Genomic DNA, 24,909 nt, shown 5'->3' on the forward strand with positions numbered 1-24,909 from the left:
AAAGTTATCTTCAGGTCAGAAAAAAGGAAATGTTCCCGTCGTCTCGCCAATCACCAATTCCGGCTCCACGAGAGTTTTAATGTATTTTCCGGGTTGGCCGTCATCACTGTTTATGACCTCAAGCAGCGTGTTTGCCGCCCGGTAGCCCATATCTCGTTCAAACTGTTTAACATGTGTGAATGTGCTGTATCCTTCGATGATGGAAGTCGGATCGTCAAAACTGATGATGGATATGTCCTCAGGCACCTTCAATCCGGCTTGACGTGCCATCTGATGGATTTTCACGCCAAGACTTCCGTTTAGCGTAATATAGGCCGTTGCCATTCGATTCTGGATATATCGGTACAGCGGATGTGCTTCAGCTTGCTCAAGACTTCCGATTTCAAAACCGGTTACGATGTGAGCCGGGTTAATGAGGGATCCCTTTTCCTTTAAGGCATTCATATATCCGTCGATCCGCTCTTGAACGGTAACGGTTTGTATGGGCGAATCAGAGCATATGGCGATTTCACGATGCCCCAGCTCCCATAAGTAATTGACAGCCAGGTTAGCGCCAAGCCTACCGTCGGATGCGATATAGTGAGTTTCTACCCCCGGAAGGTAACGGTCGATGAGAACAAATGGAAATCCCGCAAATTTCATGCTTAATATTTCTTCATTGAATAGTTCCTCGTCTACCGGGAAAATCAGCAGCCCCTCCACTCCAATTTTACTGCAGGTCTGGATCGCCTCTTTTTCCTTCTCAATGCTGCCCTCCGATAAATAGATCACGAAACGGTAATCGTTTTCATTTAGTGCTTGCTGAATCCCCTGGACAAGTCTAATGGTAAAATAATCATAAATGCTGGGCATAATCAGACCGATCAGCCTCGTCTGCATTTCTGCGCTGGTTTGATTAGTTTGCTGTACCGCACTTTTAGGAGATGCCGTCGGCATTTCATATTCCGGATCGCTTACAAAGGACCCCTTTCCGGGCACTCTTGTAATGATTCGTTCGTTAACCAAACCGGACAAGGCATGCACGACAGTAATCTTGCTTACACCGAAACGCTCCATAAGTTCCTTTTCCGTAGGGATACGGTCTCCAACCTTCAATACCTGGGACGTGACCAAATCACGTATATACTCTTGAACCATCTGATACAAAGGTATTCTGTCCGCTGAGTTCATCCGAATCACCACATTTCATATCAATATATTCAATATATAAAATACGAATGACGAGATCGATTTATTCCATGTCCGTTCTTTGTTGGATACACAAATAGCAGGCTCCCGATATTTCGGAAGCCTGCTGCTTCATCGATCTGCTTGTTAAGTTAAACAAAATCGTCATCAATGAATTATTTCAATTTAGCGACGGATACGGCTACCTTCTCCAATTGCGCGTTCGAGAGGGAATGGTCCTGCGAGTAGAGCGTAACAAATCGGTCATCGAGTTTAAAAGTCAGCATCGCGGTATCGCTTGGTGTATACCATTTAGCCTGCACCCCATTGGAGAGCGTGACGTTTTTACCATCATATTCGAAAGCGTAGTCCCGCGGCGATACTTCTACGCTCATGTGCTTAAACGTAAACTTGACCGAATCCCCACCAGCAGCTACTTTCTGGAAACTATCATTTTTCACCGCCTGCATTGGCGCATAAGCCGTAGTAAAGCCGTCGAATTTCGCGAATTCTTTCTTAATCGCCTGAATTTGAGAAGTCGAATACGTAACAGCCACAAGATCGGCTCCTGTATGGTTTCCTGTATTCCCATCGTTAGGCGCAGAAGGTGTACCAATGGTGATGACACCGGTACGGCTATTATAATCAACCGATGCCTTCAATGCCTCAGACAGGGCACGAACCGGAAGATAAGTCGAGTCATTGTATACGATTGGAGCCAATTTGTTCCCTTTTCCATCCGTCGGTACAAACGTTTTTCCATCGATTTTGAAACTGATGTTGTGATTGAGGTAGGCGGAAATTTTCTGCAGGTTGGCACCGGCGTAGACGCCTGCCGCTCCGGAAACAGTCATTCCTATGACAAGTGCAGCCATAATGGTTCCTTTTACACGATTTTTCATAATTATTCTCTCCCTTGTTGTTTTATTGCCGAAGCAAACGCGATGTCTTACCTTGGTAGAACTCAAACCTTCTTCATATCCCCGTTTATCTTGTTTAAGGCGGGGGTTCCTTATGTACCTAACTATAAAGCGACTTTATCTCCAAACTATCTCCGAATTGTATCCGACTTGTAAACATTTTGGTCGAAATCAAGAGAACTAAAAAAGGCCGCCATGCGGCAGCCTCCTTGCAACTTGAATATATTCTCGGCTTATTCTGAGGTTTTAAAGGGACCATCCGGACTGCTGGATCAGGCTGGTGACAAGCTCATCGTCGAAGACGATTCCGAAACCGGGGGTCGCCGGAATATGAATCTCTCCGTTTTCGATTCGATAGCCTGATACATCCATGCCTTCAATGATCATGTCGTCATATTCCACAAATTCGAAGTTTTGCACCGCAGCTGACAAATGCCCCGACGCGTAAATCCCGTAAGCATTGCCGTAACAATGAGGCGCGGACCGCAAACCATGGGCATCCAGCTTTTCGCCTAATTCCATCCAATGCGTGAAACCCGGCGAGATGATATCGTACTGCAGCACATCGACACATCCGCGAATCGCCCACTCCACGAGATGCGGTGAGGCAAGCCCTTCCCCGTCTGCGATAAGCACATTCTGCCCGCGTTGCCGGAGCCATTCCTTGAGGTCTTCGTACAAGGCTTCATCCTCATGGAACGCTTCTTCCAGCCAATACAGGTTCACATCCGTCAAAGCCGCCAATACTTCTTTGGTTAAGTTCAAATTATACGCATTATTTGCATCGATCATAATTTTGCCTGTGGGACCCGCCACTTCTGCAATCCCGCGTACGATCGCAATATCCCGTTTCGTCCCTTCCCAAAGCGGCATATGGCGTCCGCCTCGGCCAACCTTAATTTTAAAATGACGCTGGCCCTTCGCAAAGCCTTGTATCGCTTCTTCTTGCATCAATGCGACGGCTGCCTGCTCATCGGAAAGATGCAAATCGTCGAAGTATAGAGAGGTGTCATAACATGGGACAACAAATGGGACTCCCCTTTCCAGGTTGGCATCCGATACCAAGTCATATACTGGTTTGCCTTGTCTCCGTCCTAACCAATCTAACACCGGATATTCCAATGGCAAGCGATACGTTTCGCGCAGTCTGCCCTTGTCATCAAATAAGTCAAGCAATCTGCGGCCTATGATGCCTTCGGCCCACTCCGGCGTCATATATAGCGAGCTGCCGTAACCCGTTTGTCCATCGATCGTAATTCTGGCGATATCGACAGTACAGCTTTTGCCATGAATGCCGATTCTGCCATTGGCCCCGGCGTTTCTGGCACGTTCTCCCCTTAACTTGGCGAATTCGATCTTTTCCACGATCCAATCCGGTTGTATACCCGTCATATTCACAGGATCCCCCTCCTTCATCAACTCGGCGGTTTCATTTCCCAATGATTCAAATCGTTGACCACATTAAAAGACTATATGGTTAGCAGCCTATGGTATTCGTCTATCACATTTCGTCATACTCTCTCTATATTTACCAGGAGTAATCCCTTCGACTTTCTTAAAAACTCTAATGAAAACGCTGTCACTTGTATAGCCGACCATCTTGGCGATCTGTGCGTTGGTCAGCCCGGGATCCGACATCAGTTCCTTTGCGTGATCCATCCGTACAACTGTCAGGTAGTCGTTTAAGTTCTGCCCGCTTACCCTTTTAAAAAATTGTGAGATATATTGCGGTGTGATTTGCAAATGCTCAGACAATAAATTCAGGCTCATGTTGGGATCGGCGTAATTCGCTTGAATACAAGCCTGTATTTGCAGAAGGAGCTGTTCACTGTGGTCACTCCGTTCCAGTTTGAATGATTCGGCAGCCGATAAATACAGATCCTTCGCTTTTTCAAACATTTCATCGGTTGTTTTACAGGAGAGCAGGAAACGTACAGGATGGATGTCGCCCTCTGTAAGCCTGCGGTACGCCGGAGTATCCGAAGTCATGATACGCAGCAGGGTGCTGGCGAGACTGAATAATAGGCATCTCCCCAGCTCAGGAGTGATAGATTCGTCGCTAAAATTCATATCGAACAGCTGTTTAAGCAGAAGGACAACCTGCTCTTTGTCACCGCTTCGAACACAATTGATTAGCTGCAGCTCGGTTTCGACGGGGTAATAATATTGCAGCTTTTGCTGGCGGATATCATGATAATAAAAGATCGACAGCTGCCCATTTACCATCCTGTACTCCAAGGCGGCAGCCGCCTCCAAATAGGCTTCTCCAATCTGATGCTGCCCCTCATGAACTCCGCTTATGGCTATACTGATCTCCAGCTTGAATCGGGTCTCCAAAATGTAGTGCAATTCAGAGACGATGTCCTTAACCCGGCAAGTCGGATGCTCCAACTGATCCGGCAACAGATTGACGAGCAGGGCCAGCCGGTTTTTCTCCAGGTCTATAGTATGTATCGTATGCAAGTCGTAGATCGAATCTTCAGCCAAATTGGAGATAATAAATCGGACCAATGCCCATTGTTTTTCACTTTGGTTCGGTGCGAACCGGGTCAAGTCGTCCACTTGAACGAGAATGACGGCAAAATGAGGAAACGGAAACTGGATACCCATAAATTCCAGCGATTGTTTCATTTGCTCTGGAGGCTCGTAATAGCCCTGAAGCACACGATGCAAATAATTGGAACGAAGCAAGGGCAGCTGCTGGGTAAGCTTGTTCTTAATACTTCTCTCCTCGTCCCAGGAAACCTTCATCATTTCCATGATGTAGTCGAATTCATCACCAGCCGCTTTCCGGGGATGGAACTTTCCGGCCGGTATCGCCTCTACAATTCTTTTGATTGGAAAATAATTTCTATATGTGATTCCATACGCTGCTGCGCTCCCTACGAGGATGCATAACAAGAGAAGCCACAGCGCAAGATGCTCCATTTGTTTTAATTTATGCAGATATAAATTCAATGGCATCACATCAATATAGTACCATCCGACTTGTTCCGAGGTAGTGAAGGATACCATCACATCTTGACCGTTCAGATGGGTATTGAGTAGACCGGTATTCGACTTCAGTTCGTTCAATATGGATTTTGATAAAGGGCTGGCACCGGGTGTACTGCTGATGAGTTCATGATTTTGGTCCACGATATAAACGGAGCTCCCGTTGGCGGACTCGATTTTTCGTGTCATTTCGTGAATTTTGGCTTCATCGATCAGAACGACAAGACTCCCTTTAATCGTGGAGGTGTCTTCGACAGGCAGCGATTGCATAAAGGTAATGACTTTCATAGGATCATTCTTCAGGCTGCTGTTTCGCTGTAAGGTTGCGGCCGGCAGGTAAGTTTGACTATGGTAGCTGATCATCTGTTTACGCCATTCTTCATAGGTAAGATGATCAAAGCTATAATATTTATCGTAAAAGCTGTGCGAATCGGTCACGAGGTTCGGTTTGATCACAGAATCACTTCGGTCCAAAAAAATATAGAAATCGTAAACAAAATTGTTGGTCATGTGGGAGTACATTTTTAAATAGTCTCTTGAAAACTGTACCAGATGATATCGTTCGGATAAGTTTTTGCTTTGCGTATCCAATAAATAACGCAGCTTAGGATTAAGTATCATTTGATTGGATAAATGTTCAATATCTTTAAGATTGCTGTCTATATTGAGACGCATTTGCTCCAGCATGCCAAGATTGGAACGTTCCGCATTGGCTTTCATGATATGTTCAAACTGGGTATAGAAAACAAACCAGATGATGATGGGAAGCAGGAGCAGCAGACAATTGGATACGAGCATCCTGATGAATAGGCTTCTTCTTTTGCTTCCGGCATTCTTTTTTCGGATGAATGAAAACATTGCGATCCTCCTAGTATAGAAAAGCTTGCTCACTCCCTATTATTCGGGAAGAGCAAGCTTACTCCCTTCGTTGGATGACCGATTCGTGTGACGATCATTCTTTTAACGCACCGATCAGGACACCGTGCACAAAATACTTTTGCAGAAACGGATACAGACATAATATCGGAAGTGTAGAAATGATAATTGTCGCATACTTGATCGTGATTCCGATGTCTAACCGATCTGAGGCCGCTGCATCGGTCGTCATGCTGTCCGTACTGTTGGAGATCAGAATTTCACGGAGAACCAGCTGCAGGGGAAATAACTCCCGGTCACGCAAATAAATCAATGCGCTAAAGTACGAATTCCAATGTCCGACGGCATACCACAAAATCATGACGGCTATCACGGGCATCGAGAGAGGAACAATGATCCGGCTCATGATGGTCCAGTCGTTCGCTCCGTCGATCCGCGCGGATTCCTCCAGACTCACAGGTACCGCTTGAAATGCGGTTCGCATAATGATCAAGTTAAATGAACTGACTGCCCCAGGCAGGAGAAGTGCCCAAGGCGTATCCAGCATGCCGAGACTGTTCACCAGCAGAAACGATGGAATGAGCCCCCCATTGAACACCATCGTGATCACGATCATGAACATGATGGAATTGCTGAAATAGACGTTGCGGCGAGAAAGTGCATAGGCTCCAAGTGTGGTCATGAATAAGTTGATGGCTGTACCGCCAGCGACATAAAAAATCGTGTTTCGGTAACCCGTCAGGATCATCGGATTATCCATTACGGCTTTATATGCCTCCAAGTTAAATCCTTTAGGGTAAAACAGCATGCCGCGAAATCGGGCCATTTCTGTAGGATCGCTCAAAGAGGCGAACAATACGTATAGGAACGGGTAAAGCGTGACGAAGCAAAGCAGAATCATGAAGCATGTGTTGACGCCGGAAAATATCCATTCACCCAGGCTGCGTTTGTGAAGCATACCGTTTCTCCTTTTACCATAATTTATGTTCACTCACTCGTTTGCTAATGGAATTGGCGAGTACGATCAGAATGAAGCTGATGACCGAATTGAACAGCCCCACGGCAGCGGTATAACCGAAATCGGCTCCAAGAATACCTTTTCTGTATACATAGGTGGAGATGACATCGGCCGTCTCATAAGTTATCGGATTGTACATGAGGATAATTTTCTCGCTCCCGACGGAAAGCATGGATCCAATATTGAGGATGAACATGATCACAATGGTTGGCATAATTCCGGTTAAGGTAATATGCAAGGTCTGTTTCCATCGTCCTGCTCCGTCAATTCGGGCTGCATCATAAAGCGTCGGATCGATATTGGCAATGGATGCGAGATAGATGATAGAGCCCCATCCGATTCCCTGCCAGATGCCCGAGGAAATGTACATGAACCGAAACCATTCCGGCTCCTGCATGAAAGCAATCGGTTGAAGTCCAATCATGAGGAGAAGGTTATTCACCAGACCGTCTCGGGCAAAGAAATCGATCATCATCCCTACCACAACGACGATGGAAATAAAGTGCGGGAGGTAACTTATCGTCTGTACGATCCGTTTAAAAAAGCCCTTCCGAATTTCATTAAGCAATAACGCAAGAATAATCGAAGCGGGAAATGCGAACAGCAATTCATAAATATTGATCAACAAGGTGTTCCGAATCAGTCTCCAAAAATAGTAATTTCCAAAAAAGCTTTTAAAATGGTCGAAACCAACCCACGGACTTCCCCAAATGCCGTCTGCAAGCCCGTAATCTTTAAAAGCAATTTGCAGACCATACATCGGTCCGTAATGAAAAACGATATAGTAGGCAATGACAGGCAGCAGTAAAAGATAAATGTAGCGGTTTCGGATCAAGTCCCTTTTAATGATGCTCCATTTCGTCTCTGCCCGGTTCCCCGCTGCCGTCGTCACCATATTTCCCTGTACATTAGGCATGGCTTACTCCTTCTTTGAACACGGGAGAACGGCAAGCCGTAAGCTTTCCGCCTCCAGTTTAGTAGGCTTTTTAGCGGTTGTTGTAGCGTTCCAATCCGGATTGCTGCATTTTGATCGCATCGTCGAGCCCCATGCTTTTCAGAGTAGCGACATACTCATCGAACTTATTTAGCGATTCTGCGCCCATAATAAATTTAACGATCATTTCATTTTTGTAGGTGTCGACATCGTTCATGATCGAGGCATATCGGCTGTTGTCTTCCCTGGCGATCGTGATCGGAGGCATTCTCTTTTCATTCGAAGGTTCTGCCCAGACGGTTAAAGCCTCTTGCTGCTCCGGTCTGGCCGCATATTGCTCCATGTAGCGTACATCCTGCAAGAACGGACCGGCATCAGCGGACAAGACATGCTGCTTAAGGGATTGCGCAAGCGGCAATCCATCCGGATTGTTCATGACCGAGTCCGTATACTTCGGATAACCGTTCTCCATCGTATAGGATACGCCTTCTTTACCGAAGTTCATGATCATTCGTCCTTCTTCACTATAGAAGTAATCGAGGAATTTTACAGTTTCTTTTACATGCTTGTTGCTTCCGGTAATAGCCGTGAATATGCCTACAATTTGATTGTCCATTTGACCGAATATCGGTTTATCGCCGGACTTCAATGTCGGATAAGGTGTGGCAACAAGCTTGAATTGCGGTTCCTTGGACTCCATTAAATCCATAAATCTGCCCAAGCCGCCGCCTACTGCCATCACAGCCGCACCGACCTGATTGCCTGTCATTTTGGCATCGTACATTTTGCTGTCATTGGCTGCAAAGTCTTTGTCCAGCAAGCCCTCATTGTACCAACGGTTCATGGTGGTAAGGTATTCCTTATATTCGGGTTGAACGGGGCCATATTTGACTGCATTTCCTTCATGATAAAAGCCGTTCGGGATTCCAAAAACTCCAGTAAAAGCAAGCTCGCCTGCTCCGACCATGATCGGAATTTCATCCGCCTTCCCGTTGCCGTTGGGATCTTGCTCCTTAAACGCTTTCAAAACGGTGTACCATTCGTCGATCGTTTTAGGAATAGGCACCCCCAACTTGTCCAGCCAATCTTTACGGATAACCGGGCCGTCGTGGGTTTGCAGTTTTCTGACGGGGCGGATGAACGGGAAGCCGATAATATCACCTTTGTCAGTAGATGCTTGCCTTCTCCATTCCGGGTTCTCGTCCAGCAGCTTTTTGAAGTTAGGCGCATCATCCAAATAGTCGTTTAATGGAATGATCTTACCATCCTGAATCGCTTTTTGAGCGCCTCCCGGATAGTTATTCCAAGAATACTCCACGACATCAGGCAGTGATTTCGAGGCCATCATCAAGTTGAACTGTTCCCCACCTTGGCCTTGGGCCGGGTGTTGATAATCGATGGTGACACCGGTGTTCTTTTCGATTTCTTTAATAGCGGTAATCTCTCCATAGCTTTTCATAATGGCCGCTGCGTCCTTATGCATCTCTTTCCAATACGATAAGTGGCTCAAAGGTTCGGTTGTCTCTGCGGATTTCGTACTCCCCTTTGCCGTATCCTCACTGCTGCAGCCGGCCATCGCTATGGCGGCTAGCCCCAAACATAAAACGGGTGCAAGCTTATTGATTATTTTCCTGCTCATCTGCATCAATCGTAGCTCCTCCTCAATTTAGATGTGCTTTTGCCATATTTAGCATAAAGGATGGTGGTTTCTCCCGAAATCGTACAAAATCAGAAAAGGTTTGCCGTTATTAAGATCGACTACTTGCGAAAATAAAACTGAATCGACCATATTAATGAATATAGACGAAAACGTGTTGGTTTCCTTGTCTTTTTTCCTGCTGCGTAACCTGTTGTTGTAGTCGGATTTGACAGGAACATCTTTCGTGAAAAAATAAAAAGCCGCAGGTGTGCGGCTTTTATCTTCACCTTAATCGTTTATGGGTTTCACATCTGGGATCTTGATCCATTTCATCCCCGTTTTCGATTGCCTCCACATTTGCAGGCAGGTCCATCTCAACTTTAACTGTGGTTCTTTTGTACAAAATAAAGAGCACATTGTTCAAGATCGTTCTACAGCAATGCCTTACACTAATGCTAACGAGGTTCTATTCCAAATCGATGGAGGATGTTCAATGAATCATGCATGGACCTATGTCCGACTTGCCGCCGTATCCGTGTTTTGGGGAGCCAGTTTTAATGCCGGTGAGCTGGCCATTCAAGCGATGCCCCCTTTGACGGTCACTGCTTGGAGATTCCTCATAGCCGCAGCACTCATGCTGTTGCTTCTATTTGTGAAGGAAAAACCATCGTGGAGCACTCTTCGTTCCTCGATCTGGGTCTATATTTTATTAGGGGTAGTCGGCGTTTTCGTAACGAATGCTCTGCAGTTCACAGCCTTGAAGTTTACATCACCGCTTCATCCAGCCTTGATTATGGCTACAAACCCAATCGTAACGGCATTTTTGGCGGTGCCTTTGCTGAAAGAAAACATCCGCAAGGGCCAAATCATCGGGATGTTGTGCTCGATCGCCGGTGTTCTTATGGTCATTACCAACGGAGCCTTTTGGCAACTCACAAACATATCACTTGGAGATTTTATAGCACTGGGAGCGAATATCACCTAGGCACTCTATGGTGTACTGGGACGAAAGTTTCTGACCAACAGCACTCCGCTCGCCACCTCAGCCATCACCATGGCAATGGCTACCATTTGCTTTCTGCCTTTTCTGAATTTCCATACATCGGGTATCTCGCAAACGACACTCACAACAGCATGGATTTGCATTTTCTTTATGGGGACATTTGGCGCTGTTTTAACTTTTCTTTGGTGGAATCAAGGCATACAGAAGGTAGGTGCAAACCGTACCTCCGTATTCTTCAACCTGGTTCCTATCGTAACGCTGATGATTTCGGTACTAATGGGGCAGCCGGTAGGTTGGGTTCAAGTCGTCGGTACCTTCATGGTCATATTGGGTGTCATCACCGCAGTACGGACAAAACGAACGGAGCCGAGTGGGAATCATGGGCAAAAGCCAACCATCACCGCTCCCGGTCCTCACAACTAAACTCTTCGTGAAGTTTCAAGTGCCTCAGCATGCCTGCTGCTCTGATAATCACTTAATAAACGCTGCATTTTTTCCATCGTGCCATCTTGATGCGGAACATGAATGGAGACGGTCAAATTCGGATCATGTAAATACTGAAACGAAACAAGATCAAAATTCAACTTCCCGAGATTCGGACAGTGCAGCGTCTTTGGAGCATCTATGGCATCGAGTACTTCATGATCGTCCCAAAACTCCCGAAACTCCCTGCTAACTTGAGACAAAGCCTCGAACTGTTCAGACCACCAGGGGTCGTCACCGTGACGCGCATAACCGGCATGAAAATTAGCGACAATCCGTCTGGCATGCAGTTCCCATTGTTCTCCTTTAGCGTAACGGAAGCGGGGTGACGTAAACGTCATCCATACGAAATTCCGCTCCCGATCTGACACAGCGGCCAGCTCCCCATTCAACGCGCAATAAGCTTCATTCCAGGCAATGATGTTCATACGCGCATCCATGACATTTGCCGCGGACAGGTTTTGGCTATCCAGAAAGCGTTGCAGTTCCGGTGTAACCTTAGATGTTTTCATTGTTTCAACCAAGGGGTATTGCTTACGGGCCAGATGATACAGATGTCTGCGTTCCGATTCATCTAACCGGAGCACTTCTGCTATCCGATCAAGGACTTCTACGGATACGTTAATATGACGCCCCTGTTCCAAGTAGGTATACCAATCTAATCCTACACCTGCCAACAGAGCCACCTCTCCTCGGCGAAGTCCAGGTGTACGTCTGCGTCCGGAATCCTGTAATCCTGCTTGCTTAGGTGTTATCCTTTCTCGCCGTGAGCGTAAAAATCGAGATAATTCCTCGTATCGGTCCAATCTCTTTGACATAATCCCCATGCCCCCTACTATATTCATGAACGTAGGATTCCCAATCCTACGATAACCAGATCTCTTCCTAGCCTCTTCAGGTTTCATTAAACTCAGTTTATGTCCTCCATAGGAGGAAAAGCAAGAATGGATAAGACAGTGGTCGCCCCAACCTGTTCTTTTCCATTCGAACCAATCTGATTGAGGTGATGACAATGAAAGTAGCCGCCATTGTCGGCAGCATCCGCAAGGAATCTTTTAATTTAAAACTAGCTTACTATATTCAACATCGTTATAAGCATCTTTTCCAATTGGATGTGTTGAATATCCGGGATCTTCCCTTTTACGATCAGGATACGGAGTCCGCTCCGCCGCAGACGGTTGTCGATTTCAAGGGCAAAGTCGCTGAAGCCGACGCGGTGTTATGGGTCACTCCTGAGTATAATTCAACCATTCCAGGTGTTATGGTAAATGCGATTGACTGGTTATCCCGCGTTGACCAAGTAATGGTCGGTAAGCCCTCTTGGATCGTAGGCTCTTCCATGGGTCTGCTGGGATCGGTGAAAGCTCAGGGCCATCTACGTGATATATTGTTTGCTTCCGGCATTTCATCGCCGCTGTTACCGGGAAATGAAGTATACATCGGCCTTGTGCATGAGAAAATGAATGAGAAGGGTGAGTTGACAGATAAACTTACGATTAAGCACCTGGATCTCGTATCCGAGAATTTCGTGAAATGGGCAAAGGAACAATCCCGATTAAAGCAGCTGCAAAGTCTAGTATAAACGAGAATCTGGAGGAAAAAGATGTTTGAGCATATTGTACTATTGAAATTCAAGCCCGATGTTTCGACTGCCAAAAAAGAAGAAGCCGTCATGCAAGTTTATGACTTTAAGGGAAACATTCCGGGTATCACAGAAATCAGCGCTGGAATGAACGTTACGATGGAGAAGGAGCATATGCAGGGGTATGCGCTGGGAATCCGCGTCTCTTTTGAAAATCAACAAGCTTGCCAAGACTATATTCAGCATCCCCTGCATCAAGAGTTTTTGCAGGCGATTGGCCCATATATTGAAGGGATCATCGTTATGGACTATCCTTGGAAAGGTCAAGATTAGAAGAATACACATATTTTGTTAATAAAAAAAGCCGCAGTTATGCGGCTTTTAAAATGGCTTAACGACCATGAGCACCAATACGGCAATCATCAGCAGCATGGCTGCCATCTCGATGGGCACGATCTTTTTTAACTGCAGTCCGAATTCGGCGGGTATGTCATTACCTTGGTCTTGACGCTCAGATATGGTTTTTCGGATTTTTTTCATGCGCGGCTCGATCCATCCGTCGATCAGTCCAACCATAAGCAGCGCTAAGAGAATGGATACATTCAGCCACATTTGGGATAAACCCATCTTGGTGATGATCATAAGCCCAACCCCGGTCAGAATAAGTCCGGTTCCGCCAATTTTAGGCATGATGGCCAGTTTGGCCGTTATACCTAATACAAAGTGCAGCTGGCCGACCGTTCTGGCGGATCTCCGAATGATGGGCGTTACGAAAGCGGGGCCGATAAAAGCGATCGAAGACAATATATGCAAAACGAGCAGGAATCCAAATAGACCCATCATCCCCTCCTCCTCAGCTCACTGCAATATGGCTTTGATAGGCTAGACCGACCCTTTTTCTTTTAAACGATCCGTCGAGTTCAAGATGGTCTAACATACACATGACGACATCGTCATAAGCCACATTCAGTTCTTGAAATCTGCTGAACAAGTGACCGGCTACCTCTGCTTCGGAAAAGTCCTTGATCGTCTCCTGCATCGGAACGGGCAAGATCTCCGTTGTGACATGCAGATGAGCAGAATCTGATTGCTCTCTCGAATCTGTCATGGTTCCCGGACACATCATGGTCCAATCGAGGTCCGTCCGCTGCAGCCTTTCGAAATTCCGGTTATGGTTTTTATACTCAGGCGGAAAGCCGGGTAAATTGTTGCCGATCCAATCAGTATATGGAATATCCAGCAGACCGGCTCCTCCCATAACCCATACCCGCCCGGAGAAACTAGGCTCCATTTCACACTGGCTTATAATGTTATCAACGATACGGACAAACTCTTCTCCCTGCCCCGCATGGCCGGCTGCAATAATAGCGGCGTCTTGATCCACAAGTGCCTCACGAACGCTCACCGGGTCCATCATATCGTCCACGATCACCTTCACATGCTTTTCGGAATGCTCACCCAGCTGATCGTAAAGCTTCTCAGCATTTCGCACAAATGCGGTCATTTCATGCCCCATTTGTATCCCTTGTGCCAACACTCTTTTCCCTGTATTCCCCGTCGCTCCAAAAACAATGATTTTCATCGTTATGTCCTCCTCTTCATAGGTCCCAATATTTGGTTAGCTCAAGCTTAGCATCGCTTCAAAAGGATGTTAAGAACCCACTTTAAAGTAGGGGACTTACTTAAAAGTAAGTATGACGGAAAGGGATACCATGCTTTTTTTCAGTAGTGTGACTGCAGGGAAGCAAAAAGCTGCCCGGAAATCCCGTGGCAGCTTTTATTTGGAGTGGATTGAATTCGTGTACAAGTTCATTATTCCGCTTTATGACGCCGGCTCTTCATACTTCCGCTTATTATGATTCTCTCCCCAAGCACACATGACTTCCGCAACAGGAATCAAGGTTTGGCCGTATTCACTAAGAGAATATTCTACTCTTGGAGGGACTGTCGGGTAAACCGTTCGATCGACTACGCCTTCTCGTTCCAAATCCCGGAGATGTTGTGCAAGCATTTTTTGCGAAACATCAGGGATAAGCTTTTCCAGATCGCTGAATCGCTTTGTAGAATCAATCAAAAGCCATAAAATCATCGGCTTCCATTTGCCACTTAGAACATGAATGATGGTCTCAATCGGACACTCACGCTGATGAATCATTGATGAATCATCCCCTTACCTGTAAGTAAGTACATTAACTGCAATGAACATAACAAAATTTTACATTAGCCCCTACAATCAAGTCAATCCATAACCGTCTGAACCGTATTGCCCCCCCCATCCCGAGTACTTCACGGTGTCCAAGCATTCCTGCATGAAGCGGAATAACTTATGATATCCACTTCAAGTTAGGAGCTGATATCATGAGCCGTTTTCCAGATGTGGTCATTATCGTCCGAAGCAAAAAAAATTTTGCCAATATCGGTAAAGTACGCATTATAGGTAGCGCCTCCCCTTGCCTCAGTACTTTAAAAGTAGGGGCACCCGTAAAAGATGCTGTGCTTTGTCTGCTTAAAAACGGGTTTGTCATTACGGAACAGAAAAATATTGGTGTTTTCTTCCGTATTCGATAAGGGGGGGTCCGGCAGTGGTGCCTGGGCGCAAGCAAAAATCCCCCTATTGTCACCAATAAATAAGCAGCAGCCAAGGACGAGAAAACAATAGTACCAGACTGCTGCTGTTTTATTAAAAGCCCGCGTCAGTGCCATCCGTAATCTATGATTACCTGGTAGACCGCAGCCCAGAAGCCGAGAATAAAAATGTATGCAATGTTCCGTCTTAATGGAGGGTTTGCTGAAATTCGCGACGGAGAAAAGGATGGTGATTACTAATTTACGCCCGCTTTTTATACGCCCTCATCGCAAAGACATAAGCGACGAGCATAATGCCGACGCACCACGCCAGAGCGATCCAGATATCATTGCCTACCGGTTGATTGGACAATAGTGCACGGATGGTTTCAACAATAGAGGTGACCGGCTGGTTTTCGGCAAAAGCGCGAACGACCTTCGGCATCGAATCGGTCGGCACAAAGGCCGAGCTGATAAATGGCAGGAAGATCAGCGGATAGGAAAATGCGCTGGCCCCTTCGACCGATTTTCCGGACAATCCAGCAATCGCTGCGACCCATGTCAAAGCCAGTGTAAACAGCACGAGTATACCGGTTACAGCGAGCCATGGCAGAACCCCTGCCGAGGAACGAAAGCCCATGATGAGCGCTACGAGTATGATGACGACAAGAGAAATCATATTGGATACCAGCGAGGTCAGCACATGCCCCCACAGCACGGCGGAACGCGAAATCGGCATGGAGTGGAACCGCTCAATGATGCCCCGCTGCTTATCCATAAACAGGCGGTAAGCCGTATAGGATATCCCGCTCGCAATCGCAATCAGCAGGATGCCGGGCAGCAGGTAGTTCACATAGTTTTCCGTTCCGGTGTGAATTGCGCCGCCAAACACATAGACAAACAGCAGCATCATCGCAATCGGTGTGATGCAGACCGTAATGATGGTGTCCATGCTGCGGAATATATGACGCATGGAACGTCCAAGCATAACGCCCATATCGCTAAAAAAGTGATTTTTGACTGTCTCCATTTACATAGCCTCCTCCTTGCCGACGATTGCGAGGAATATCTCTTCTAATGTCGGCTGTTTTTCTACATACTCCACCTTTGCGGATGGGAACAGCTTTTTCAGCTCAGAGAGCGTGCCGCTCGCAATAATCCGGCCTTCATGCAGAATGGCTATACGGTCGGCGAGCTGCTCAGCTTCCTCCAAATACTGCGTGGTCAGGAAGATCGTCGTGCCGCCGCCGGCAAGTTCCTTGACGGTCTTCCAAACCTCGATGCGGGCCTCGGGGTCAAGCCCGGTAGTCGGCTCGTCGAGGAAAATGATCTGTGGATTGCCCACAAGGCTCAAGGCGATGTCGAGCCTGCGGCGCATTCCTCCCGAATAAGTAGATGCCTTGCGGTCAGCCGCGTCCGTCAAGCCGAAGCGTTGGAGCATACTATCCGCGACCTGGCGCGGATTTTTGAGGTGCCGCAGCTTGGCGATCATGATCAGATTTTCCCGTCCCGTCAATATTTCGTCCACGGCGGCAAACTGTCCGGTCAGGCTGATCGATTGTCGTACCCGGTCGGGCTTTGATGCTACGTCACAGCCGTTTACGGTGGCGGTCCCTCCGTCTGGTTTGAGGAGCGTGGTGAGGATTTTGACCATTGTCGTCTTGCCCGCCCCGTTAGAGCCAAGCAAGGCGAAAATCTCACCTCGCTCCACTTCAAGATCGACGCCTTTTAGAACTTCTGTGTCCTTAAAAGATTTTCGCAGACCTTTCACTTCAATTGGTTTTTCCATCCGGATATCCCTCTTTTACTTTGTTTTATCCGTTGCCTTTTTTATGGCCTTGTTACTTTCTCGGGCAACCGCTTCCTGATAGATGTCAGCGTAAGTTTTTGAATCTTTGATGAGATCGTCGCAGAAAGCCGCTACGTCTCTTCCCGTCACTTCGAGCACGCCTTTCCCCACAGCTGCGCCCTCTTCAAAAAGATCAACAATTCCCGAGAGTAAGCCGGTCCCTTCGGTTAGCTCAACAGGGCCTACTTTAAAGAGATATTTTTGAATCTCCTTATACACAATCTGATAGTCCCGCGGGAGCGCTTTGACTCGCGCCACGTGCGCCCGCCACTCTTTTTTGCCTTCGATGATATCTCGTATACTCATGTGATCCTCCTCCTATTTGCCTAATTTTTTGGCGATATTATGGTTGAGCTGCTCGCGCCACTTGTCACGAAAAGACTTTGCCCCTTCTTCGCCGGCCAGCGCTGAACAGAAGCCTTGGATATCGTCACCCAAAACCTCTTGAACACTCTGGCCGTCCGCCGCAGTTTCTTCAAGCAGGCCTAGCACACCGTCAAGAATCGGCATGAGGTTGCGGCCGGTGAAGTCGGAATGCACCCAAAGGTTGGCATTTATTTTTTTCCACGCCGCTTGATAATCGGCAGGCAGCTTTTGGGCCCGTGATTCAAAAGCTTTCATTTCTTTGGTCATGTCGCTGCCGGTGATTTTTTCCCAAAAATTCATTTTTTCTTCTCCTTTAACTCGTTTATTTTGGATGATACAAACTCCCATTTTTCCCAGAACTTCTTCAGCTCCTCACGCCCTGCGTCGTTGATCGCGAAAAACTTTCGCGGCGGTCCCATGTCGGAGGGTTTCTTGGTGATCTCCACCAACTTGTTTTTTTCAAGCCGGATCAGAATGGTGTATACCGTTCCTTCCACAACATCTGTGAAGCCGAGGGCGTTCAGCTGCCGCGTAATTTCGTAGCCGTAGGTTTCTTGGCGGCTTATGATTTCAAGGACGCAGCCCTCAAGCACGCCTTTAAGCATTTCCGTTAAATTATCCAACACAATCGCTCCTTGCTATTCTGTGTGACTGGTATGAAGTAATACTTACTACCGCTATAAAGTAACACATAGTAGCTGGAATTGTCAACGCGTTTCCCGACGTATTATCAAAAATAGGCTTACATTTGATTTTCCATCACAAGCTGTGAAGCCTCTTATTGTCGGGTATTCCGGATGCTGAAACAACGTCCTGTAACCCAGGCATTGTTAAAAATAAAAAAAGCCGCAGTTATGCGGCCATTCAATGTGTATGTTCTTGTCGTCTTACATTTTTGAATCCAGACTACAAAAAACGGCTGCTCAAGAATCTCGATAGCCAGCACCCCGTTACACCCGCAGTCCTCTGTATCCCAAAATGACCATTTCATTTCTGCATTTCTTTCTGATTGCGCAAATCAGTCACATGATGTATATTGTTTTTACATTGACATTACTGCAGGTCTAAAAAAGGAGGAGCCATGTCACCTCGTACCAAAGAACAGAATGACGCGATCCGGGAAATGCGGATGAACCAAATTATGCAGGCAGCGGCGGAAGTATATTTGGAGAAGGGTATCCAATTGGAAATACGCGATGTTGCGGTTAAGGCTGAGCTCGGCTACGGAACCGTGTATCATTACTACAAAAATAAGCACATGCTTTTGGAAGATTTATTGTGGGATGCCCTATATCGAACGGAGTCGGCAGTACAGCCCGTTTTGACCGGAGACGGCAGCAGTTTGCATAAAGCGGAATCGTTCTCGAGGCTGCTTCTGAAGGAATGCATTCAAGATCCCTCCGTATTTATATTGCTTAAGACGGTTGCGGATAATTTTCATCACTTCCCTGGTAACCGGTTTATCAAGCTGTCTGACCATTTTCAGGAGCGGATCTATATGCCGTTTGCGGAAATGATCCGTGAAGGAATCGGTTCCAAGTTATCGGAGAAGACAGCTAATCTGATATTTGGCTCGCTGGTTGGCTGTGCAGCATTGAACATCCACCACAATATGCGCAACGAGATGGATGTCGAAGGCATCGTTGACGTGATTTTTTCAGGCATACAGGCAAAGGAGAGATAAACGGAATGATCACCCTGAAATCGAAAGCGGAAATTGAACAAATGAGAAAAGCCGGCCGAATTGTCGCTGCTTTTCATCAAGCCATTGCGGGAATGATCCGGCCGGGAGTCTCAACGCTCGACATTGAGTTGTTCGCTGTTCGGTTCCTGAAGGATAATAACGCCAGGGCTTATACGGTCGGCTACAACGGATATCCGTATGCGACTTGTGCTTCTGTCAACGACGTCATCGCGCACGGTTTTCCGAGCCCTAAGCCGCTCAAGGAAGGCGACATCGTCACCATCGATATCGTCGCGGAAGCGGATGGCTGGATCGGCGATTCAGCTTGGAGCTATGCAGTTGGCGAGGTATCGAAAGAAGCCCGTGATTTAATGCGGGTAACGAAGGAATGCTTATACCTTGGTATCGAAAAGGCCGTCGTCGGAAACCGGATCGGCGATGTGATGCACGCGGTTCAAAGCCATGCGGAGCGCAACGGATACTCGGTGGTGCGGGATCTGCTCGGTCACGGCGTGGGACGGGAGATGCACGAGGAACCTAATTATCCCCATGTCGGGAAGCCGGGCAAAGGGTTCCGCTTGAAGGAAGGAATGGTTATGACGATTGAGCCGATGATCAATGCCGGAAAAGCATTCATGACGGTTGATGCCGACGGATGGACTGCCAGAACTGCCGACGGCTCACTTTCTGCGCAGTACGAGCATACGATCGCCATCACTGCGGATGGACCGATCATATTGACCGAGCAAAAGAATTAGATTCAACCAAACCCTGCCAGCACATAGCCGGCAGGGTATTCGTCTTTCTTAATGATCGCCCTTCCCCTTTTCATCGTATTTGTAAAACGCACCATCTCAGCAAGATGATCTCAAAGTTTTTTATAAATAGGGCTTTAACAATGTCTCAGTGGCATTCCACAACAAACTTTGCGTGTTGGAATCCCCGCCGGGATGCACTGGAGTGATCGCTTTCCCGGAACCGACATTAAAATACCCGCCAGTAACGCCCCGATACCTTGAATCCGAAACCAATTGAACGATGATCCCCGCACCTCTCCGCGGATCCCCAATTTTTAAAAATCGCAATGCTTTCTCGAGAATTGACGAAAACGCTAGCTCACGTCCCAGACCCGTTACGTTGAAACCGGGATTCAGCGCATTCACCGTGATGCTTGTTCCGTCCAACCGCCGCGACATTTCACCCGTAAACATGATATTCAACAGCTTCGTCTTTCCATAGATCTTGGAGGAACCCCATCGCGAAAACTCCGCGGTGTCCGTAAGGTCTTGGGGCAGCTTAAGTTCCCCGTGATGGCGGGAGGCTTCGGAAGCTACATTAATAATTCTTGCTTGCTCAGCATTCTTCAGCGAAGGAAGCAGCAGATGCGTCAGCAGCCACGGCGCTAAATAGTTGACCGCTACCATCTCCGGGTATCCATCCTTGGTAATACGTTGCTCGAAACCATGCAAGCCCGCATTGTTTACCAATACATCAATTTTAGGATAAGCCGAGCGTATTTCATCCCCTACCTGTCTGACTTGGTCCATGAGTGAAAGATCACCGAAAAAAAAGTCCACCTTTGCGTTGGGGGCATGCTGGCTAAGTATATCTATCGTTATTTCCGCTGCCCTTTCGCTCCTCGCCGTTAATATGAGATGGGCGCCTTGCTTAGCCAGGCTAATGGCTGCCAATTGTCCTAAGCCTCTCGTCGCCCCTGTTATCGCAATAATGGGATCTGACATGATTCATTCCTCCCCGATTCCTTACTTGGATGCGTTGAACTTGATGAGTGCTTATATCTTTCATATAATTGATATATCTCAACTATATTTATTTATTTGATATATGTCAACTATTTTGGAATCGATGGGAGTTTATTATGGAAAACAACAATCACGAAACCGGGAGAGCGCAGCTGGAACTTCATCTTGGTCAGCAGTTGAATGCCCTGTTAAGCGCATCCCATGCCCTTCATGTAAAAACAGCGGCTGTATTTGATCCGAATTTGCAGCCCGCTGCGTTCCTGCTGGTTCGATGGCTTCTAGCCTACGGTCCGTCCAGCGCTACCTCATTGGCTGAATCCTTGGCTATGGACCGCAGCTCCGTCAGCAGACTCGTCGCCCAGCTCAAAAAAGCAGGTTATGTTCATAGTGAACCTGACCCTCATGATCGCCGCGGCGTCGTGCTGTCTGTAACTGATTTGGGACGGGACAAAGCCGTTCTGGCCATGAATGAAAAAGGAGCTGAATTTTATGACCGCATTTCGGGCTGGGACGACTCCAGCCTGGAGGCTTTTACTCAGATGCTTAAGCGCTTTAATGGTTTGTAAAATAGAACAGAACGCTCAACAAAAAAATCACCGGCATACGTGCCGGTGATTTTCAACCTCAGATGGTACCCTTATACAGGCAATCATCCACTGATATACTCAACCATTTTCTTATGCAGTTCCAATTCAGAACATTGAAAGATTCCGTTAAAATCATGTGGATTACGGATCACTTTGTTTAATGTATCCATTCCATATTGCTCAACAACAAATTCGACGAACATATAGGAGAACTGGAATCCTTTCATCGTTTCAAAATCCCAAGTATCGTTATTTAACTCATCAAATGACGGGATCGCCAAATTGCGGATTGCATCTTCTGTCGAGCCTTTAATAAAGTCTTGAGTCATTTGTTTCGCTTCGTATCCGCCTATCCCCTGCCTGATCCATTTCGGAGCAGCTCTATTAATTTCATTGATTAACCACATGGTGAACAGATGGACCGTGCTTTTCAGGATGGATTGATACGTATGCTCAGGCCCTGGATTCAATGGTGATACGATTTTAAGAATATGTCCTTCATATGTGCCCATAAACCAATTGGGTGCATCGGCTTCGCCTACAGCTCGATGAAACGTTGGAAGATCCGGGTATATTTCAATCACTATCTTTTGTGATGGATGGTGATTGTATTTTGTCGAGATACGCTCTACATTATTGCTGAGTTCAGCAAACAAATCTTGTTGAACCTTTTTCAAACCTTTGCTCGTGCTCTCGCTGCCACCCTTATCTACAATTGAAATCAAATCCTGAATCGACATGATGGTAATTTCCCCCCATTCTTTCAATTCTTTTTTTAGTTTATCCAGTGATCTGTACAATCTGTTCTTTACGGCACTCTCTCGCATTCCAACGATTTTGGAGATTTCAGATAAGGTGCAATCCACAAAAAAACGTAGTGCAATAATTTCTTGGTCAACCTCATCTAATTCTTTTAGCGCAGCTCCAATATCCATTCGAAAATCAACAAATTTTGTAAACTCAAGGGAGATCGACTGTGACTCATACGCTGTAAAATCAAAAGGAGATTCTTTTTTTCGTGACAACCTCCGGTATTCGTTTTTGACGGTGTTCTGAGCAATCTTAAATATCCACGTGAATAAATTAGAGCTGCCTTTAAAGCTCTGAATGTTTTCGACAGCTTTCAAAAATACCTGTTGAGTCAAGTCATCCGCAACCATCGGGTTTAATTTCAGCGAGAAATAGTTGCGGATTCTTTGACGATACTGCTCATACGCCCTTTCAAAGCTTGTGATGATCGCCTGTTCATCCGGATAAACAGGTTTTGTGTCGTGAGCTCCTGACATGATGAGAACCTCCTCTTGATTTACAATGAATTAGACACCAGAGGGAGCCAAAAAGCCACGTACATTACAAAAAAATATTATGTAATTACATCGCTATATCTTTTACAGCTTAAATCAGCTTTCAATAGTACATGATCTCTTTCCTATACAAAAGAAAATAGGCCACCGATGATATCGAAAGCCCATTTTCAGCACAATTCATTCTACATTATAGGAATGACATCGTCACCGAATCACCTATTCTTCCTCGAACAATTTCTCTCCGCGATGGAGCCGCCATGCAATTTTCGCTGTATGAGGCAGCTCACGGGAAGTCGGAGCATGCGCTGCCAAATAACGTGTAACTGCAAGGATCAGCGTTTCGCACGCCTTCTCAGCAAACGGCCCAGACTCGGATGCCCAACGGTCATATTCCGCTACGGCTGCCTCGTACATCTGGAAGGAGTGGAATTCCGCATCCTCTCGCAGCAGTGCATGACCCAGGACGTTGAATAATGGCTCCGGCTTACCGCCGCTGTGCAGGTAACGCATCACCCATGCCGCAGCCGGCGCCACTTGCTGCTGCTTATCGAGAATCTCCAGCAGTTCCAAGGGCTGCGGCACTTCTTCGCTCGCGCTAACTGCACTTGGTCTCGGGGCAGCCGGGATATTCAAAAACCGGTCGAGGTAAATGGTAACCGCCGTATGAAAAATCCCCCGAACCAGCCCTGGATCGGCGGAACGAATCAAGCCTTCATGAACCGCGTGAGCATGCGTGAACGTGTGCAGTACCGAAATCCAGTCTCCGAAATCGTTATGGATATGGAAGCGGACGATCCGTTCAGCCGCAGCCAATGCGGCAATTTGTGATATACGCACCGGAGAGGCGCCACCGAGCAAAGCCTCCTTTAACAAGCGAATCGTCCGAAGCGGATCGTCTCCGAGCAGCGCTTGAAGCAGTTCCTCCTCGCCAATGCCGGGGCCCCCTTTTCCAGATGAAATTCCCTTACTGGATAACTCCTCGAACGCTTCCTTCAACGGCTGAACCAAATTGACTGGAGATTGCCAGCTATGAAGCTCCTCACTGCGCGATGCGTTCCCAAACATCGGAACGAGCGAAGCGAGGACATCCGCACGCTGTTCCTGTCCGACATACTTCAAGCTCTCAAAAGCTTTATTGTGGAAATCCAGTGTGTGGCCTCCATTAATATAAAAATGGTCCGTTGCCGCCATGCTCATCATGGAGAATAACCGGCTCTCATCCGCCCCCGCCTGAACGGCGGTCAGAAGCACCCGTTCCGCGCCGCGCGTATCCCGAACCTCGATGCACTCGCGGTACCACTCCGTTAACCGTTCTATGGAGACGTCTGTATTCGGAAGCGGATCGAGCAAGAAGCGCGTTCCGCTTCCGGCTGAATCGCGCGCCGTGTGCAGCAATCCTTGAAACAACGCAAGGATCTGGCCCTGCTTATCCAGCTTAGGCAGAATGTTGGTCATCGCAGTCAGAATCGTTAATCCGGAGCCCCACCCTTCCCTGCGCTGTTTGACTCCAAATTCGATCCCGACCGCCGCGATTTCCTTCCCCGGAACGCCCGCCTCCATTAATCCGACGATGGCCTTAGCGATGACAAGACCGATATTTTGCTCAAGTCCGCTTAGAAGCCGATCCTTATACAGTTGTACTTGATTGCCGTTTCGGGAACTTGGATTGACCCAAATCAATCCGTCATGAACGGTAAGATCATGTACAGGAACATCGTCCGCCCAAGGGTCGAGCGTTCCCCCGCTGCATACATCAAACCTTGCATGATGCCAATGGCATGTCAAAATTCCATTGCACAAACTGCCCATGTGGAGAGGAAAACCGAGGTGAGGACATCGGTTATCGAGCGCATGCACTTGATCTTCGTGATAAAAAACGACGATGCCCCCTTTGATCAACTTCGGCCCTTGATTTCGAAGCTCTTCTACCGAACCCGCCTGAATCCAACCATTCATGAAAACGCCTCCATTTTTGAATTCATTTGCTTTCCTTGTATACAGATTATATGATTTCGAACACTTATTAAACATTTTTATTTAAAAAGTTGATAAATTTTTTACTATGTTGATTTCAGATAACCTACATGCTCTTGTCCTCTGATGCTGCTCTCTTAGCTTGCAACACCAGAACAAAAAGACCAGTTTCACAGCGTGAACTGTGAACTGGTCTTT

The 24,909-nt window shown here is 47.0% G+C and carries 26 protein-coding genes and 1 pseudogene; 8 read left to right on the forward strand and 19 right to left on the reverse strand.

The window, feature by feature from the left end; genetic code table 11:
- Positions 1–15 precede the first annotated feature (15 nt).
- The 7 genes from KI379_RS14520 to KI379_RS14550 form a co-directional block, all read right to left on the reverse strand.
- The gene (locus KI379_RS14520; RefSeq protein WP_212983992.1) at positions 16–1,170 is read right to left on the reverse strand and encodes a GntR family transcriptional regulator; all 1,155 of its coding nucleotides are present in this window, start codon (positions 1,168–1,170) and stop codon (positions 16–18) included.
- Positions 1,171–1,343: 173 nt separating this feature from the next.
- On the reverse strand, positions 1,344–2,069 hold the full coding sequence (locus KI379_RS14525; protein ID WP_212983993.1) for a stalk domain-containing protein: 726 nt from the start codon (positions 2,067–2,069) through the stop codon (positions 1,344–1,346).
- Between the two features lie 264 nt (positions 2,070–2,333).
- The gene (locus tag KI379_RS14530) at positions 2,334–3,479 is read right to left on the reverse strand and encodes an enolase C-terminal domain-like protein (protein WP_244879296.1); all 1,146 of its coding nucleotides are present in this window, start codon (positions 3,477–3,479) and stop codon (positions 2,334–2,336) included.
- Between the two features lie 93 nt (positions 3,480–3,572).
- Positions 3,573–5,939, reverse strand: a complete 2,367-nt coding sequence (locus tag KI379_RS14535) for an AraC family transcriptional regulator (protein WP_212983995.1) — start codon at positions 5,937–5,939, stop codon at positions 3,573–3,575.
- Between the two features lie 94 nt (positions 5,940–6,033).
- The gene (locus KI379_RS14540; RefSeq protein ID WP_076164814.1) at positions 6,034–6,915 is read right to left on the reverse strand and encodes a carbohydrate ABC transporter permease; all 882 of its coding nucleotides are present in this window, start codon (positions 6,913–6,915) and stop codon (positions 6,034–6,036) included.
- A gap of 13 nt (positions 6,916–6,928) precedes the next feature.
- Positions 6,929–7,891 carry an ABC transporter permease gene (locus KI379_RS14545; protein WP_212983996.1) on the reverse strand — a complete coding sequence of 321 codons (963 nt, stop codon included), beginning with the start codon at positions 7,889–7,891 and terminating at the stop codon, positions 6,929–6,931.
- 70 nt (positions 7,892–7,961) lie between these two features.
- Positions 7,962–9,554 (reverse strand): extracellular solute-binding protein, encoded by a 1,593-nt coding sequence (locus KI379_RS14550; RefSeq protein WP_212983997.1) that lies wholly within the window; start codon positions 9,552–9,554, stop codon positions 7,962–7,964.
- Positions 9,555–10,041: 487 nt separating this feature from the next.
- Here KI379_RS14550 and KI379_RS14555 point away from each other — a divergent pair, with 487 nt between their 5' ends.
- Together KI379_RS14555 and KI379_RS34345 are read left to right on the forward strand one after the other, a co-directional pair.
- Positions 10,042–10,533: a DMT family transporter gene (locus tag KI379_RS14555; RefSeq protein ID WP_212983998.1), complete on the forward strand. Its 492-nt coding sequence runs from the start codon at positions 10,042–10,044 to the stop codon at positions 10,531–10,533.
- A 12-nt stretch (positions 10,534–10,545) separates the two neighbouring features.
- A pseudogene (locus KI379_RS34345) lies at positions 10,546–10,974 on the forward strand (DMT family transporter); the annotation flags it as partial.
- Here KI379_RS34345 and KI379_RS14565 read toward each other — a convergent pair.
- Positions 10,971–11,879, reverse strand: coding sequence for a helix-turn-helix transcriptional regulator (locus tag KI379_RS14565; RefSeq protein WP_306433672.1), 909 nt, complete (start codon positions 11,877–11,879; stop codon positions 10,971–10,973). The pseudogene KI379_RS34345 and the gene KI379_RS14565 sit on opposite strands and share 4 nt — an antisense overlap.
- 167 nt (positions 11,880–12,046) lie before the next feature.
- On the opposite strand from KI379_RS14565, the gene KI379_RS14570 reads away from it, so the two are divergent.
- Both KI379_RS14570 and KI379_RS14575 read left to right on the forward strand, forming a co-directional pair.
- Positions 12,047–12,616, forward strand: coding sequence for an NADPH-dependent FMN reductase (locus KI379_RS14570; RefSeq protein WP_212984000.1), 570 nt, complete (start codon positions 12,047–12,049; stop codon positions 12,614–12,616).
- A gap of 21 nt (positions 12,617–12,637) precedes the next feature.
- Complete coding sequence (locus tag KI379_RS14575) at positions 12,638–12,949, forward strand: Dabb family protein (RefSeq protein ID WP_152397843.1); 312 nt, start codon at positions 12,638–12,640, stop codon at positions 12,947–12,949.
- Positions 12,950–12,997: 48 nt separating this feature from the next.
- Here the strand turns inward: KI379_RS14575 and KI379_RS14580 are convergent, their stop codons facing one another.
- The 3 genes from KI379_RS14580 to KI379_RS14590 form a co-directional block, all read right to left on the reverse strand.
- Entirely contained in the window at positions 12,998–13,456 is a 459-nt protein-coding gene (locus KI379_RS14580; protein WP_212984740.1) for a DUF2269 family protein, read from the reverse strand.
- Between the two features lie 13 nt (positions 13,457–13,469).
- Positions 13,470–14,198 carry an NAD(P)-dependent oxidoreductase gene (locus tag KI379_RS14585; protein ID WP_212984001.1) on the reverse strand — a complete coding sequence of 243 codons (729 nt, stop codon included), beginning with the start codon at positions 14,196–14,198 and terminating at the stop codon, positions 13,470–13,472.
- A gap of 240 nt (positions 14,199–14,438) precedes the next feature.
- Complete coding sequence (locus KI379_RS14590) at positions 14,439–14,771, reverse strand: winged helix-turn-helix transcriptional regulator (protein ID WP_089547588.1); 333 nt, start codon at positions 14,769–14,771, stop codon at positions 14,439–14,441.
- 203 nt (positions 14,772–14,974) lie between these two features.
- On the opposite strand from KI379_RS14590, the gene KI379_RS14595 reads away from it, so the two are divergent.
- Complete coding sequence (locus KI379_RS14595; protein WP_076164794.1) at positions 14,975–15,184, forward strand: hypothetical protein; 210 nt, start codon at positions 14,975–14,977, stop codon at positions 15,182–15,184.
- A 259-nt stretch (positions 15,185–15,443) separates the two neighbouring features.
- On the opposite strand, the gene KI379_RS14600 is transcribed toward KI379_RS14595, so the two are convergent.
- From KI379_RS14600 to KI379_RS14620, 5 genes are read right to left on the reverse strand one after another with little or no spacing between them, the layout of a single operon-like run.
- Positions 15,444–16,211: an ABC transporter permease gene (locus KI379_RS14600; protein WP_212968192.1), complete on the reverse strand. Its 768-nt coding sequence runs from the start codon at positions 16,209–16,211 to the stop codon at positions 15,444–15,446.
- The gene (locus KI379_RS14605; protein WP_212984002.1) at positions 16,212–16,970 is read right to left on the reverse strand and encodes an ABC transporter ATP-binding protein; all 759 of its coding nucleotides are present in this window, start codon (positions 16,968–16,970) and stop codon (positions 16,212–16,214) included.
- Positions 16,971–16,985: 15 nt separating this feature from the next.
- Positions 16,986–17,336 (reverse strand): DUF1048 domain-containing protein, encoded by a 351-nt coding sequence (locus tag KI379_RS14610; protein WP_076164788.1) that lies wholly within the window; start codon positions 17,334–17,336, stop codon positions 16,986–16,988.
- Positions 17,337–17,348: 12 nt separating this feature from the next.
- Positions 17,349–17,696 carry a DUF1048 domain-containing protein gene (locus KI379_RS14615; RefSeq protein WP_076164786.1) on the reverse strand — a complete coding sequence of 116 codons (348 nt, stop codon included), beginning with the start codon at positions 17,694–17,696 and terminating at the stop codon, positions 17,349–17,351.
- Complete coding sequence (locus KI379_RS14620; protein WP_280518777.1) at positions 17,693–18,001, reverse strand: PadR family transcriptional regulator; 309 nt, start codon at positions 17,999–18,001, stop codon at positions 17,693–17,695. The genes KI379_RS14615 and KI379_RS14620 overlap by 4 nt, the downstream gene beginning before the upstream one ends.
- Positions 18,002–18,477: 476 nt before the next feature.
- Here KI379_RS14620 and KI379_RS14625 point away from each other — a divergent pair, with 476 nt between their 5' ends.
- Positions 18,478–19,080 carry a TetR/AcrR family transcriptional regulator gene (locus KI379_RS14625; RefSeq protein WP_212984004.1) on the forward strand — a complete coding sequence of 201 codons (603 nt, stop codon included), beginning with the start codon at positions 18,478–18,480 and terminating at the stop codon, positions 19,078–19,080.
- A 5-nt stretch (positions 19,081–19,085) separates the two neighbouring features.
- A complete protein-coding gene (gene map, locus KI379_RS14630) occupies positions 19,086–19,838 on the forward strand; it encodes a type I methionyl aminopeptidase (protein ID WP_212984005.1) in 753 nt (250 codons plus the stop codon).
- Between the two features lie 120 nt (positions 19,839–19,958).
- Here the strand turns inward: map and KI379_RS14635 are convergent, their stop codons facing one another.
- A complete protein-coding gene (locus tag KI379_RS14635) occupies positions 19,959–20,825 on the reverse strand; it encodes an SDR family NAD(P)-dependent oxidoreductase (RefSeq protein WP_373309591.1) in 867 nt (288 codons plus the stop codon).
- Positions 20,826–20,959: 134 nt separating this feature from the next.
- Here KI379_RS14635 and KI379_RS14640 point away from each other — a divergent pair, with 134 nt between their 5' ends.
- Positions 20,960–21,409 (forward strand): MarR family winged helix-turn-helix transcriptional regulator, encoded by a 450-nt coding sequence (locus KI379_RS14640; RefSeq protein WP_212984007.1) that lies wholly within the window; start codon positions 20,960–20,962, stop codon positions 21,407–21,409.
- An 83-nt stretch (positions 21,410–21,492) separates the two neighbouring features.
- On the opposite strand, the gene KI379_RS14645 is transcribed toward KI379_RS14640, so the two are convergent.
- Together KI379_RS14645 and KI379_RS14650 are read right to left on the reverse strand one after the other, a co-directional pair.
- Complete coding sequence (locus tag KI379_RS14645) at positions 21,493–22,716, reverse strand: RNA polymerase sigma factor (RefSeq protein ID WP_212984008.1); 1,224 nt, start codon at positions 22,714–22,716, stop codon at positions 21,493–21,495.
- A 237-nt stretch (positions 22,717–22,953) separates the two neighbouring features.
- Complete coding sequence (locus tag KI379_RS14650; protein WP_212984009.1) at positions 22,954–24,693, reverse strand: Rieske (2Fe-2S) protein; 1,740 nt, start codon at positions 24,691–24,693, stop codon at positions 22,954–22,956.
- Positions 24,694–24,909 lie beyond the last annotated feature (216 nt).

The organism is Paenibacillus cineris (genome assembly GCF_018333335.1).
Lineage (GTDB): Bacteria > Bacillota > Bacilli > Paenibacillales > Paenibacillaceae > Paenibacillus_AQ > Paenibacillus_AQ favisporus.